At 44.8% G+C, this 14,331-nt stretch carries 12 protein-coding genes; 4 read left to right on the top strand and 8 right to left on the bottom strand.

Annotation, left to right across the window (positions count from 1 at the left end):
• Nucleotides 1-10: 10 nt before the first annotated feature.
• From O3276_RS05095 to O3276_RS05085, 3 genes are all read right to left on the bottom strand, one after another.
• A complete protein-coding gene (locus O3276_RS05095; protein WP_269674664.1) occupies nucleotides 11-1,312 on the bottom strand; it encodes a restriction endonuclease subunit S in 1,302 nt (433 codons plus the stop codon).
• Nucleotides 1,312-3,654: a type I restriction-modification system subunit M gene (locus tag O3276_RS05090; protein WP_269674663.1), complete on the bottom strand. Its 2,343-nt coding sequence runs from the start codon at nucleotides 3,652-3,654 to the stop codon at nucleotides 1,312-1,314. The genes O3276_RS05095 and O3276_RS05090 overlap by 1 nt, the downstream gene beginning before the upstream one ends.
• 593 nt (nucleotides 3,655-4,247) lie before the next feature.
• Nucleotides 4,248-4,757, bottom strand: a complete 510-nt coding sequence (locus tag O3276_RS05085) for a hypothetical protein (protein ID WP_269674662.1) — start codon at nucleotides 4,755-4,757, stop codon at nucleotides 4,248-4,250.
• Nucleotides 4,758-5,170: 413 nt separating this feature from the next.
• On the opposite strand from O3276_RS05085, the gene O3276_RS25645 reads away from it, so the two are divergent.
• Nucleotides 5,171-5,305, top strand: a complete 135-nt coding sequence (locus tag O3276_RS25645; protein ID WP_269676300.1) for a pyocin activator PrtN family protein — start codon at nucleotides 5,171-5,173, stop codon at nucleotides 5,303-5,305.
• A gap of 55 nt (nucleotides 5,306-5,360) precedes the next feature.
• Here the strand turns inward: O3276_RS25645 and O3276_RS05080 are convergent, their stop codons facing one another.
• On the bottom strand, nucleotides 5,361-6,443 hold the full coding sequence (locus O3276_RS05080; RefSeq protein ID WP_269674661.1) for a site-specific integrase: 1,083 nt from the start codon (nucleotides 6,441-6,443) through the stop codon (nucleotides 5,361-5,363).
• A 180-nt stretch (nucleotides 6,444-6,623) separates the two neighbouring features.
• On the opposite strand from O3276_RS05080, the gene dusA reads away from it, so the two are divergent.
• Nucleotides 6,624-7,610, top strand: coding sequence for a tRNA dihydrouridine(20/20a) synthase DusA (gene dusA / locus O3276_RS05075; RefSeq protein ID WP_269674660.1), 987 nt, complete (start codon nucleotides 6,624-6,626; stop codon nucleotides 7,608-7,610).
• A 27-nt stretch (nucleotides 7,611-7,637) separates the two neighbouring features.
• Here the strand turns inward: dusA and O3276_RS05070 are convergent, their stop codons facing one another.
• The 4 genes from O3276_RS05070 to O3276_RS05055 all read right to left on the bottom strand — a co-directional run bounded on the left by O3276_RS05070 (nucleotide 7,638) and on the right by O3276_RS05055 (nucleotide 11,387).
• Nucleotides 7,638-8,141: an STAS domain-containing protein gene (locus O3276_RS05070; protein WP_101748885.1), complete on the bottom strand. Its 504-nt coding sequence runs from the start codon at nucleotides 8,139-8,141 to the stop codon at nucleotides 7,638-7,640.
• 2 nt (nucleotides 8,142-8,143) lie between these two features.
• Nucleotides 8,144-9,319 carry a SpoIIE family protein phosphatase gene (locus O3276_RS05065; RefSeq protein ID WP_269674659.1) on the bottom strand — a complete coding sequence of 392 codons (1,176 nt, stop codon included), beginning with the start codon at nucleotides 9,317-9,319 and terminating at the stop codon, nucleotides 8,144-8,146.
• Nucleotides 9,320-9,516: 197 nt separating this feature from the next.
• Nucleotides 9,517-10,218 carry an MlaA family lipoprotein gene (locus tag O3276_RS05060; RefSeq protein ID WP_269674658.1) on the bottom strand — a complete coding sequence of 234 codons (702 nt, stop codon included), beginning with the start codon at nucleotides 10,216-10,218 and terminating at the stop codon, nucleotides 9,517-9,519.
• Between the two features lie 254 nt (nucleotides 10,219-10,472).
• A complete protein-coding gene (locus tag O3276_RS05055) occupies nucleotides 10,473-11,387 on the bottom strand; it encodes a bile acid:sodium symporter family protein (RefSeq protein WP_269674657.1) in 915 nt (304 codons plus the stop codon).
• Between the two features lie 578 nt (nucleotides 11,388-11,965).
• Between O3276_RS05055 and O3276_RS05050 the strand changes: the two genes are divergently transcribed.
• Together O3276_RS05050 and O3276_RS05045 are read left to right on the top strand one after the other, a co-directional pair.
• The gene (locus O3276_RS05050; RefSeq protein ID WP_269674656.1) at nucleotides 11,966-13,942 is read left to right on the top strand and encodes a coiled-coil domain-containing protein; all 1,977 of its coding nucleotides are present in this window, start codon (nucleotides 11,966-11,968) and stop codon (nucleotides 13,940-13,942) included.
• A 59-nt stretch (nucleotides 13,943-14,001) separates the two neighbouring features.
• Nucleotides 14,002-14,271, top strand: a complete 270-nt coding sequence (locus tag O3276_RS05045; protein WP_269674655.1) for a hypothetical protein — start codon at nucleotides 14,002-14,004, stop codon at nucleotides 14,269-14,271.
• Nucleotides 14,272-14,331 lie beyond the last annotated feature (60 nt).

Raw genomic sequence — 14,331 nt, 5'->3', positions numbered from 1 at the left:
GACTCCTTCCCTAGACTTTGATCTTTCCGGTTGTGGCGTGTGCGATTAGCGATTGTTTGAATTCTTGTAACGCTTTGATTTCATCAACCTGTAGTTGTTCTATGTTGGCATATTCAGTTTGCAACTCACGGCAGTATGAGACAATTTTATTCTGCTCATCTTCCGGAGGTACAAGTACTTTAATCTTTGCAATGTAGCCAGAACTGAGATTCATCTGACTTGTTTCATTTCCAGCATCTCTGATGAAAGGGTATGCAGCATAAAGAAAATAAAATGCATAATTTGTAGACAATTCTTTTTTTACTATGATTGCTGCACAAGCCTGATTGAAGGCGGCAGGAACTTTTAGTATACCAACACGTCCTCTGGTGACACCTTGACCATACATTGCCATAAGTAATGTCTCGGCAGGTGCTAGTCTTGCTGCTGAGTGCTTTAGACCTAATTCTGATATATATTCTTCACTACTTTCAATATTTGAAAATTTGACTTCACCTGTTTTGATCCACGGTATAGTGCCATTCCAATAATTCGGATTCGTTCGGTCAGGCGTTGCACCAGTAGTGATAGATGCTGTATGACTCAGCGAGCAAACTCTCCAATGCTCAGGGGTTTCTCCAATCCAAGCCACACCACTGTCTTTCATTTTGACATTGGGGTTTAGTCCCTTGGTGACAGCTCGGTTGATCAGAATGGTTTTCTGCTCGTTCAGTAGCTGGATCAGCTCCTGCTTTTTGGCAATGGCGGCATCGATCTCGGCGGTTTTTTGGTCGAGAAAATTGACTATACGATCCTGTTCAGCTTCTGATGGATTTGGCAAAATTAGATCAGAAAAATCACTGAAGCGGAAATCGGTCGAACGCTCTCTGATCCCCTTTGCTAATGAGTTTATATAACCACTGAGAGCCATATAACGGAGTAGGTAAGCGTAATATTTTGTATTTGTGTAAAACTCCCCTCTTGGAATACATGCAGAATAGACTGGGGTCGATTTCCCATCTGAATCAGAAACACCAATCGCCCCTGCAAAGGCATCCATAGCATGAATAACCAAATCACCTTTACGGATGCCCTGATAGCCATGCTCCTTTAGGGCATTAGTAAAACCTTCCGTTCTACGGTTTTTTCTGAGTGTTACTTGCCCATCACGAAAGGCTGTAACAACATCATCTTCAGCTCGAACAGGGCGATCTATTTTTGTGAATAGCCATTTAGCTTTGACCTTTTCCCACTTCGTTGGAATATCACCAATCCAAGGAATTTCGCTATCCTTGTAGCTGTCATATTTAGGGAACTCAATGGAGGCTTCCATTACTTCGCCTCCCCAAGGCTAACCAACTTCTTCAGCAAGCCTTCTGTCTCACTCTCTAAACGTAGAATGTCTCCTGTGACTTCTTCCAAAGAACGTAGAGACTTATGCTGGTAAAAGTATTTATTAAAGCTGATTTCACAGCCAATTAGGGTCTTATCCAGAGCTATCCAAGCGTCGTCTACATGAGGGCGCACTTCATCAACAAAGTACTGGTGAATATCTTCCTTCAGAGGTACGTTTTCTGTATCACGCAGCTCGGAGTCGGGCTCGTACTCGGTAAACTGGGTTCCTTCTAAACGCCAGAAACCGTAATCCTGAAGGTTCCCATTATCGTCTTCCTGATGCTCAAGGATTTCAGACAGGATACTTGTTACCTGTGCCAACGAATGAACCTTCTTGATGACTGGTACAGCGTTTTCATCACGCCAACTGAAAGCGTTTAAGATCTGGTTTTTGTCACCGGCTGAAAGCTTGAGACCAAGAGATTTCAACGCTTTATTGAACTCATCCTTGAACTGGTTGAAGTCGTTCGTTTGCTCTGACCCCATCTTTGCCATCAGTTGCTGGGCAGCGTTGATCAGTTTTTTCTGGTCATCCCATGTCTTTTGTGCCAACAACTTATCTCTGTTTTTCTTGGTCAGGTTTTCACCCTGATCTTCAAAGTGCTGGATAATGGCTTGTCGGTGTTCCATGAGGGTGTCGTTGCCATAGACAGCATCACCAAACTCTTGGTAGATCCACTTCATTTCATCCCGCAGTGCCGGGAAGAAGCGAAGCTCACTCACACGCTCTTCAGTAAACTGGGCAGATTTACGTAGCGGGCGCTCAACCGTAACCTTGTAGTAGCCAAAATCTTTGTTATCGAAGACTTTGGTAATATCGCTTTCATCAGCCCCGGCCATTTTATGGTAGAGCTTGGTCAACTCATCAATATGGTCGTCGGTCAACTCACAGTTTTTATCACCATAATTCTTACGAAGCTTTTGGTACATGTTTTGAGCGTTAAGTAGCTGGACTTTGCCCTTACGGTGGTCAGGCTTATTGTTGTTCAGAATCCAGATATAGGTGGTGATTCCAGTGTTATAGAACAGATTGTTCGGTAGTTGGATAATGGCTTCCAGAAAGTCATTCTCAACAATGTAGCGACGAATATTGCTCTCACCACTGCCTGCTTGACCAGTAAACAAAGAGGAACCGTTATGAACGGAAGCAACACGAGCCCCCATGTTGTTTTGACCAACGGTCTTCATTTTGTCCACCATTTCCATCAGGAACAAAAGTTGTCCATCAGATGAAGAGGGTGTGGCTTTCTGAAAGCTGTGGATTCCTTTGAAATCAGGCAGGTTTACTTCAAAGCGAGGTTGAAGGATTTCTTTACCCTCAACCACAAACTTCTGCTCAGTACTCCAGCTTTTACCATATGGAGGATTGGAAAGAGCAAAGTCAAAGCGGGTTCCTTCAAACTCGTTACTGGCAATGGTAGAGCCAAACCGGATATTTTCCGGGTTGTTGCCCTTGATCATCATATCGGATTTACAGATGGCATAGGTCTCACCATTGATCTCTTTGCCATAGAGATGCACTGCCGATTTTGAAGCGATTTGCCCTTCCGGGTCTTTGATGAAGTTCTGGGATTCTGTGAGCATACCGCCAGAACCGCAAGCTGGGTCATAAATGGTGATAACCGGTGGAAGCTGGTCTTTTACTTCCAGAAACAAGAAGTGAGTCATCAGCTTGATCACTTCACGAGGAGTAAAGTGCTCACCAGCCTCTTCGTTGTTCTCTTCGTTGAACTTACGAATCAGCTCTTCAAAGACATAGCCCATGCCAAGGTTAGTAAGAGCAGGCAAAGTGCGACCATCAGCGTCTTTCGCTGGATTGGCGCTGAGATTGATGTTTGGGGAGACAAACTTTTCAATCACGTCATGAAGCTTGTCAGCTCCTGCCAGTTTGTTGATCTGGTTGTACAGGTCAAATTTCTGGATGATCTCCTTTACATTTTCAGAAAAACTATCCAAATAATGCTTGAAGTTACTGACCAACTGGGATGGGTTGCCGGTCATATCCTTCAAGGTAAGTTCTGAGGTGTTGTAGAACACATACCCGGAAGCTTCACGCAGAGCATCCGGATCTTGGTCTGGAACACCAAACTCTTCCATCTGAAAGGCTACTTCTTCCTGTACCTTCTCTTTAGTCTCTTCCAGCAGGCAGTCAAGCCGACGAAGGACGAACATCGGGAGGATCACATCACGGTACTTACCTCGAACATAAACATCCCGAAGGCAGTCGTCGGCTATTGACCAGATGAAGTTAACGATTTTGTTGTGAACGGAGTGATCCATGGGCACCTGAAGGGCTAAATATCTGTTGGAAATCAGACCTATATTACTCTTCATATGGTTTGTCGTATAGCCTGCCACTTCCAAGGTGGGGTAGGGCGGTGGGAGGGGGTTTTGGTGTCCATGATTATTTTCAGGAGGAAACTATATCTAGTTTTTCTGGTCAAAAGACCAGTTCATAAGATTGGGTTGAGGTATCACAAGTGTCATTCAATAGAAATAAAACTGTAAAAAAGTATATGCAAACGCTTACTTCTGAGGTGGGTCTGGTTTTTACGACTGAGCAGTTAATCAGATTTATAGTTGGAAGGTTTGTTAGTAATTCAGAGGTTATGGATGGGTTGCTTAATATCAACTTTGGTCGGTGGGTGAGTCTTAATAGGAATGAGTTAAGGGTTAATTATGTACGCAGTATCAGTATAGCTGATGATAATGGGAATAAAACCACGACTGCCATATGGATGTTGGAGGAAGGGTAAAGGTGTTTGTCGATTTTTTGATGCTATAACCAAGAATCAATTAAGTCTCTGGGGGTTTCCCAGAGCTTGCTTTGAGATGGTTTATTTGTGTGGTTGCCTTGTGATAATGCTTGTTTTTCAATATGTCAGCTCGGAGATCGGTAGGTGTCCATAATAAAGATCAGTATTACTGTTGATTATTAATTCAGAGTTGAAGTTGTCTTTTATAAAGTTTCTTATCAGCTTTATGGAATTATTTAACAGTTCTCTTCTTTCATTGTTATTTTTTGTTAGATATTCATCTTCGTATTCGTGACAAATCCAGCTTATATGTGATACATCGAAGTCATTGTTTGCATTTATCTTTGCGCTAAAATGAATGTCAATATGATCTATGAATGGTCTACAAAATGTTTTTTCAAAAAAAACTATACTAAAACGTATGTTTTCTGGGCCAGTGTAGTGGCTCGAATTGCAAGCCTTTATGTCAATGTAGAGAAGGTCTTTTTTTACTCTTGAAATAGTGGCGACAGAACTCTTTAATTTTTCAGTTAGCTTCAAGTTTTCAATGGCACGGTTAATCGCAGGGGTATTGTCTGTTTCTTGAGTAATGGACGTGTTGTTATCAGTAAAGTTTGTTTTCTTCATGGTTTATACCTTTTGGGTTATATATAGATTTTTAATAAATTAATATCTTATTGGCAAGGCTTTATTGTTATTTTTTTTATGAATTCATATTTTTCTCTGAAATCAATTTTCGATTAAAAAATCCTTTATAAAATCGCTTTTCTAATTTTGTTGTAGGGGGGTATATGGTGCAGATAAAGGCAAGCTAGCAAGCCTTTTTTAGCTCTAATATTTCGGTCGAAAATTTTTAAAAAATCCCTTGACGATCATTTTTTTATTCATAAAATTCTTCGTAATAATGGGGAATAAATGACTATAACGGAAGATCGACTATTTAAACAATATCAAAAGCATTTTATACCGCTCAAAGAGTGCTGCGAGGGTTTGACGGGTGTCAGTTATAAGAGAGCCTGTGAACAGGTGCGGGCAGGTATGTGGCGTTTCCAGTGACTCGTTTGCACCCTAAAAACCAAAAGGCTCCTTATATTGTTGATATAACGGACTTGGCTAAATATATTGACGAGTGCTTTGAAGATGCAAGGGAAGATTTTGAAAAATTCAATAAATAATATTTGTATTTGTTGAATGGCAGTAGCGTTGTGTAACTGCCATAGAATTTTATATTTAATCTCTGGTTATTTCCTCTAAACGTTTTGCGATTTTTTGAGCGTCCAGATTTATATATCGTTTCAATTGTTCGTAATCTTTATGGCCAGAAATGACCATGGCTTCCTCAAAAGATAGTCCGCTTTCTACTAGTTGGCTTAAGCCGGTGCGTCTAAGGTCGTGGAAATGTAGATCATCAATGTCTAGCTTTTCACAGGCTCTTGCCCAAGCAGCTCTGACAGAGTCTTTTTTAAAGGGAAATACTCGCGCATCAGTTCTTTTTTGTCTTTTAATTATTTCTAACGCTTTTGGTGAAAAGGGAATTGTTTGGTCATTCCTATGTTTATTTGATGGGTCTTTTCTTTGCTTTATGAATATGGTGCGAAAATGATCATCAATATCTGACCATTTGAGACTGCATATTTCGTTAAGGCGCATGCAGGAGCGGTATGCAAATTCTGCAACATCGTGGGCTGGTATTTTGCGCCTTGGAGATGATTTAAGGTATTCAATTACGTCGCCAAGTTCTTTTGGTGTGGCCTTACGGCTTCGGGGGATGGAGTTATCTATAAGTTTTCTTGCCTTTAAACTTGGTGATGCTTTCTTAAATTCGATATCATCAATATCGATATTTAAGTGTTCTCTTGCGTGCTTGAATGGCTGCCTCAAATATGAAATATCTTGAGCCACGGTTTGCGGTTTGGCTTGCTTGTTACGCTCTTCGGCGTATTTAATAATAACATCTTTATTAAGTCGAGTAGCTCTAAGTCTACTGAGTAGTGGGTGATGCTTGATACATTCAAGGGCGCTAAGTTTGCTTCCACCAATGTCCAATTTTGGTTCGTCATGCCATTTTTTTATGTAAAGATCTATAAGTTCTGGAACTAGTAGTTTATCAGGCTCCTTATGGCCTGATTCAGATTGGGTTTTCCCTTGTTTGGCGAGTGCTATAAATTCTTTTTTCCTTTTTTCTATCCATTTACTAGCAAGCTTTTCGCTATTGAATGTCTCCGTGTCTTGGTAAGGTTCCCCATTGATCGTGATTCTTGCCGTTGCTGTATAGCGGAATTTACCGTCATTTTTCTTATACTTTCGTATCACTTTGCGAGTCCTTTGTTTGTTATATGAATGGTCTATTATAATAATTAAAAGTATAATGCAACAATTCGGAGGATTGCAACACGGATGCAACAAATCAGTTTTCTAGGCTTTTTTCGGCATTTAAAAGCAAAATAAAGCGAAATTTGGCTATTTGGTATCGTGGGTAACTTATTGGAAATTATGAATAATGTAGATAAAACCTTGGATCGCACGTTTAGTGTAGCGCCGATGATGGACTGGACGGACAGACACTGCCGCTACTTCCACCGCGTCCTGTCTGAGCGGGCACTGCTGTACACCGAGATGGTCACCACCGGTGCCCTGGTGTTCGGCGATAAAGACCGCTTTTTACAGCATGATGCATTTGAATACCCATTGGCCATTCAGCTCGGTGGACACGATGCCAGCGACCTTGCCTTTTGTGCCGGGCTGGCGGAAGAGCGGGGTTATCAGGAAGTGAACCTGAACGTGGGCTGTCCCAGTGACCGGGTGCAAAATGGCCGTATCGGGGCGTGTCTGATGGCAGAGCCGGAAACCGTAGCCAATGCTGTCAGAGCCATGAAAGAGCGTGTAGCCATTCCGGTAACGGTAAAGCATCGCATTGGTATTAATGGTCGCGAGTCCTGGGAAGAGTTGCTGGACTTTGTTGGTACAGTGGCGCAGGCGGGGTGCGATACCTTTATCGTTCATGCCCGTATTGCCGTTCTGGAAGGGCTTTCTCCGAAAGAGAATCGGGATATTCCGCCGTTAAAGCCAGATTGGGTGTATGCGCTTAAAACTCAGTTTCCCGGGCTGAATATTTCTATCAATGGCGGGATCAAGACCTTTGAGGAGATCGATCATCACCTGCAGTATGTGGATGGAGTGATGCTCGGTCGTGAAGCCTACCAGAATCCGTATCTGCTATCGGAGGTGGATGGTCGGCTCTATGGTTGTCAGCAGCCCGTGAAAAGTCGCGCTGAAGTGATCGAGAAGATGCTGCCCTATATTGAGTCAGAGCTTGCCAGGGGAACATGGCTCAGCCATATTACCCGCCATATGCTGGGGCTTTATCACGGTGTACCCGGCGGTCGTCGTTTTCGCAGGCATATCAGTGAAAATGCCCATAAAGCCGGTGCCGGGATTGATGTGCTGCTTGATGCTGTCAGGCTTGTGGAAAGCGTGTAATACCTGAAGGCAATGTGCAAACCAACGTCAGGCAGTCACCTCTGGCTGCCTGCAACGCTCCAGTTGCTTAACCAGGTCACTGAAGGCCTTCTGGTTGTTTTCATTCAGGCTCATCAGTGTCCTGTGGGCTTCCAGTACCCGGGCATGAATGGATTCCTCACTGCACTCCTCGCATTCAATGTCCTGGTATTCGCAGGTCTGACCGGCGACATCTTCCACAATGATAAAGATTCGCTCAAAACCCATGCTCATAAGGATTCTGGTGATATCAGGGCGGGGAGATATCAGCACTGGCCGCTGGTCTATCTGCTTTCTGGCCATAATGGATAATTTTGCCAATAGCCCCAGTGACGTGCTGTCGATGGTTTCCGCCTCTGAAAGGTCAACAATCACAGAACGAAATCGCGGTTCTTCGAACATGGCCTGAAGCAGATTCTCCAGGCTGGAGCAGAGGGTGAGTCGAACTTCTCCGATCAGCTTCAGTACGTAGGTACCTTCGCTTTCGGCAAACTGAATTTTTCCGGGTGTCATAATCAGTATCGAGCCAGTATTAACATTGCAATGTCATCAGGAGCTTCCTGAATATCATTGAGCCCCAGCCTTTCGGTCAATGTTGCTATGGTGTCGGCACCTTCTCCGATAACCGATAATAAATGATCTTCCTTTTCTTTAAGGCTTTTCTGGGGCAAAACCTCAAGAATACCATCTGATAGAATAGTTAAGCTGAATTGCCGGGGCAAGTCTATAATGACATCCTCATAAACAGCATCCTCAAACAATCCTACCGGTAAGCCTTTGCCTTCAAGAAAACGGACCTGTTGGCCTTCTTCAGCGATTACGGGTAATGGAAAGTGTCCACCAAACGAGTAGGTAAGCGTCTGGTCACGGGTATTGACTATGCCACCAAATACGGTGACATGTTTTCCCAGTCCGGTTTTCAGCAGGCTCTGGTTGATGTAGCTCAGGACATGTGACGGTTTGACCCTGATTTTACCGCCGTTGTTGTGATAGTCCTGAAGCAGGCTGATGGACATATGCTTGAGCAGCACAGTAACAAAAGCTGATGACGCGCCATGCCCGGAAACATCGGCCAGATAAAAGGCAAAACTGTGATCGCTGAGCGTGAAATAGTCGACAAAATCCCCGCTTAAATAGAGGGATGGGATGATGTTGTGGTCAACTTTGAAATCCTTGTATTCCAGCGGGTGTCTGGGCAGCATATTCATCTGCACCTGGCGGCCGGCTTTCTGGTCCTCCTGCAGCAGGGTCAGGCTGCTCTTTAAAGAGTTGATGGCTTCTTCGAGGCTGGCCCGATAGCGCTTGTTTTCCATCAGTAACTGGGCTTTTTCAAGAGCCCGGTGGATGGCGTACTCTAATACCTCAAGATCCACGATCGGCTTCACCAGGAAATCGCTGGCTCCAAGGTGCAGGGCTTCTACCACATCGGTCATAACGCCAGCGCCGGAGACAACAATAAAGGGTATGTCACTGGCTTCACTGCGCACCTGGCTCAGCATGGTGAGTCCATCCATGATCGGCATGCGCAGATCACACAGAATCAGGTCCGGATGGCAGTCACGAAAAATATGCAGGCCCTGTTGTCCATTTCCGGCTTCATGGGTTTTGAAGCCAATGCCTTGCAGGTAGGCGACAATGCTTTCACGTACTATAGTGTCATCGTCGATAACCAGAATGGTACTGCCGGTCATGGATACACCCGCAAAGTAAAGTGAAGATAAGGACCCGCTTGAACCCGATACATTCGGATAAAAAAACTACATTAAAATGTAAAGTTAAGGGAAAAATACTCCCAAGCTGCCTTGGCTGCAAGCGGGAGTATTGGCAAATTAATGTGTTAAAGTCATCGGAGCCAATGGCTGATGCGATTGTCATTGACGGTTTAAAGTTAGAAGTCATCTTCAGGCAGCTGGCCGGTGATCAAATATTCACGTCTTTGTAAATAAGTGTCCCGGATAAACGTGTAACGGTCTCCAAGAATCAGCTCTTCAGCATCCAGGAATTGAGCGCGACGATTGATAAGGTCGATGCCGCCGAGAATCCAGCGATCCCGCTCAGTGTCATGATAGGCTACCGGGTTGGTGAATGCATCAGGAATTCGGCCAACGCCGGAACGGAACGTGCTCGGGCCAAGTAACGGAAGCACAAGGTAAGGTCCGGAAGGTACCCCCCAGTTGGCAAAAGCCAGCCCGAAATCGCTATAGCGCTGATCAAGCCCCATGGGCGTTGCTACATCAATCAGGCCAAGAATACCCGCCGTTGAATTGATGATGAAGCGGCCTGATGACACCAGTGCATCCTGCCCTTTGAGCTGGACGCCGGCACTGGCGATATTTCTCAGTTCCCCGAGGTTGCTGAAAAAGTTGCTGACTAAGGTCTGCACCGGCCCGGGGGTGACCAAGTGGTAGGTCTTTGCCACTGGCTTCAAGGCATAGTGATCCAGGGTGTCATTCAGTTTGAACACCCGGCGGTTCCAGCTCTCCAGTGGATCATCGTAAGAGACGGGTTCAGTGCCAAACGTCAGAGCGGGAAAGAGTGTCAGTACCATTACGACAACTGAACGAACAATAAACGCAGGAGAATGATTCACACGTTTGATCCTTGATTCCTTGTTAATTTTCAACATCTTCAATGACTCAGGCACACCTGTTTTCTGTTGCATGCAATGACGGAATGAGTTTCGCAATCGGTTTTCCTGGACGGTTAGCTGTCGGGATGAGTTATAAAAAAAGCGATGAAGAGGCTATTCTAACTTGATCTCATGTACTATTGCCAACCCATGGTCAGCTTCAGAGTTTGAGAACAATCTCCCTCTCCCATCGCCATTGTCCAAGTGTCCCGGTATCACCCCGCCGGTGAATCAGCTGTCGGGTCAAAGCCCGGAGTCTGTTTGGACTCATCACCCCATCGACGTAACAAAATCACGGACGGGAACGCAACCGCATACATCGTCAGCGAATACACCGCTGCTGGCAGGGCCAGGTCTGGCAAGCCTGTGCTCACGCCACTGATCAATACCGTCAGGGTCAGCGCCATGGGGGAATTCTGAATGCTGGCTTCAATGGCAAGGGTTTTGGACTCGGTACGGGTGAGATTAGACATTCGTCCCAGTATTAAGCCAAAACATGTCATCACAATGGGTAAGAAAAAAAGTCCCATAACCACTTGGGAAAAGTTAGTCATAACATTTTCGGCGGAGGATGCCACTGCACCAAGCACGATAATGGTCCACAGTACGTAAGCCAGACGTTCAAGCCCGGTTTCAATCTTTACTGCAATCGACGTTTTAAAATGGCGGAAGATCACCCCGAGTGATACCGGCGTCGTGGTAATCAAAAAGGTGACCAAGGCAATCTCGCTGAAGGAATACTCGTTTAATGCATCGCCCAGGAAATGGGTCAATGACAGCGACACCAGGAAAGGAACAGACACAAAGGCCAGAATACTGGTAACGGCGGTTAAAGAGACGGATAACGCCACATCGCCTTTGGCTAATTTAGAAATAATGTTGCTGGTAACGCCCCCGGGGCAGAAGCTCAGAATCATCAGACCTGCGGCAAAGGCGGGGGAAAACGAGAACAAATGCACCGTCAGATAGGCCAGCAGCGGCAGCACCATGACCTGGGCCGTCAGCGCAATGCCCACCACCCTTTTACGTTCCAGTACACGTTTAAAATCGCTGATTTCAAGGCCCAGGCCCAATGAAAACATAATGATGCTTTGGGCAACCAGCAGCGAAATATTGACTATAACGTCCATCTAACCTTCTCTCTTTGTTATTGTTGTTGAGAACTCCGTTCAGGGGCATCCTCCCGAAACTCATAAAGCACAGCCCTGCTCACGGAACAACGTTATGTGGGTTAATATGCCTGCTCAAGGCGTGGGTGAATATTGAATTAACTTTTGTAGAGTGGTCAAAGAGAGGCATAGGAAGTTCTTTTTGCTGCTGAAAACTTAGACACCATAATCCGCTGCCTTCACTTGTGGGAGCACTGGTTTGGACAATCACATTAACAGTGAATCGGGAATAAATATCTCTTTATTCTTTAATAATATTAAGAATTATTTTTTTATTCATAAAATATTTATTTGACTGGGAAACTAATTAATAACTTTCCACTCTAAAACAAGAGTTCAATTTTATCGATTTCAAATAAAAACATAGAGAGGGAATGATCATGGGACCTGTAACCGATAATCCGGTGAAAATCCTGGCTACCAATGCTGGGCCGGATGCGGCTTATTCATCCGCTATCAAGGGTGTGAACGATGGAGCCAATGCAATACATCAAACAACCAAAGCTGCGGTTGATGACCTGGGCTTTAACAAGCCCGGTTTGATCAAATGGGGAAAATGGCTTGTTGGCAAGCTTGGCCCGTTTGGATACCTTGCCACTATTGTGCTTAGCCCGATACTTATCCCTTCCTCTCTGGTCTATGATGCGGGCAGAGGCATGAAGCTCCTGTTCCGCAAAATCTCCGGGGTTGAAGAGCCGGTGCAAAAGCTTCTGCCAATGATGGCAAAGCAGGTTCAGGAAGTCGGGAAGCTTAAGCAGCACAAACAAGAATCTGATTCCAGGCATGCACAGGTTTCTGACCAGCTGGCAGCCTGGAAGACCCACTCCGGTGAGTTAAAGAGCCTGAACGATCAGGTTAATGATCAGGCAAAGCAGTTGGAGCTTAAATTAAAACGGGAGCAGATGAGAAATCATGAGCTCAATGATCTGCTGGAACTTTTAGCCAATCGTGCAGATGCTCTTGAGAGCAATAATGCAGATAACCGTAATCATTATCAGGATATAAGAGTTGCATTGGACAAACAACTGGCTGAAAAATCGGTACGCATTGCAGAGCTTTCCAAAGAGCTTGAAGCAGCCCGGCAGCAACATGATCATGATCTGGAAGTTGATATGCGGACCAGACAGGAACAGGCTGATGTAATTCATAATCTTCAGAGCAAATTAGCAGCAGACCAGCAGCTAATGATTGATTTAGAGGGTCTTTACGAGGCAGAGGTACGCAGATTATCAGGTCGGCATATCTCTGAAACGGTGAAGTCAGATAATCAGCATAAGCTTGAATTGAAGGAGCTTTCGGCGACGCATCAATCTGATATGGAAAAATTAGCGGGTGGTTATGAAGAAGCTATTAAGGGTATCGAGGCTGAAAACGAAGAGCAGGTTGAAAAGCTGAGGGCGGAATGCCGCGAATTGAATCAGATGTTGAAAGATCAATGTGCTAATAATGAAAATCTGCAGTTTGTGGAAACATCGCTTAGAGTCCAGGTATCTCAGCTTGAACAACAATACAGTAAATCTTGTGATCAATTAGAGAGTTTCAAGGAGCAATACAATATTCTGCGTAAACAAAAAGACGCAGAAGCAAAGGCCGGAACTCATACCCGATCACAGCTTGAGAGTCGTATTAAGGAGCTTCAGGCGACACTTGATCTTGATATTCCAAAGGATTCACGTGGAGTGCAGACATCTGAAGTCACAGTAAGTGAACCCCGGGAGCGTGTCGACACAGCTTCCCAGGTAGAGGAGCAACCACTAACGGTGCTGGTCAATAAGGATGCCCAGACAGAGATTGGTTTCTCGGATGCTGAGTCCCACATGGTCGAAGGTGCCCTGTCAGGAGCGGGGCTTGAATTACTGATAAAACAGGCAGTTTCTGAGGACGAAGAGTTGCTGGGTATGCCTGTCCACGGTAACTCGGAGCAGGAAGAGGCAAACGTCAATGTCGTTACTCAACATGAGCTGGAAAATATAACCGATCAGCTTCATGCTGCAGAAAACAATGTTCTGTCCCTATCTAATGAGATGCATATCCTCAGGGAAAAACTTAAAGGTAACGAAGGTGATGTAGCTCGTTTGGTGGAAGAAAATAAAAAACTGTCAGAAGAAAAAGCAAAGCAAGATGAAGTTTTAAATTCTCTGGAAATGTTGATTAGTGGAGAACGTTCGGATAGTGCGAATTTAACAGGTTTAAAAGAAGCATTAAAGGACAGGCTTGAAGCTGATGCTATGACAATCGGGGAGCTGGACGCTAAATCAAAATTTAATAATGAAGAAAAGTACAAGCTGCTGACACAAAATCAGGAATTGCATCACGAGATTGATCGTTTATCGCAAGCAGTCAATGAATTTAAGGAGCTGCAGGAACAACAGCAAAAATTCATTGAACTTAAGGCACAGCAGAAACAACAAAAGCAAGACGATCAAAGTACCGCTGAATTACCTCGGACTGAAACGCCTGGTTCAGTAGCTGCAAATGAGGTAGTAGAATCCGAAAATGTTGAACAAAAGCCATAACGCCAGTAGCAACCCAAAGGACGGCATTATCGCAAGCAACAGTTCGGCTGGATAGTGTCATGATTGGTTTAGTGAAGTGGCCCTATAGCCAGCTCTACAAATCCTTGTATCTGGCTTTTGATTACGGAGCGAAGCCCATGGCCTCATGGACATGGAAAAAGAGTACGGCTATTGCCGATTCTATACGGCAGAGCACCGGTTGGCTTAGTCGGAAGATATGGGCAAAAACGCCTGATCGGGCCGATTCCGGTGCTAACACGGACAGTCTGCCAGTGTCTTCCAGGCCGGAAGCGGATGCTTCAACTCTACCCGATAATCCGGAAGTATAGTTACGGCTATGCTATCCGGTTTATTCCTTGAATAGTCAGCCTCCGAGAAGCCTGCCTTAC

It is taken from the genome of Endozoicomonas sp. GU-1, assembly GCF_027366395.1.
Lineage (GTDB): Bacteria > Pseudomonadota > Gammaproteobacteria > Pseudomonadales > Endozoicomonadaceae > Endozoicomonas.
Note: the sequence above shows the minus strand (reverse complement) of the source record. Positions and strands in the feature narration are given on the sequence as shown.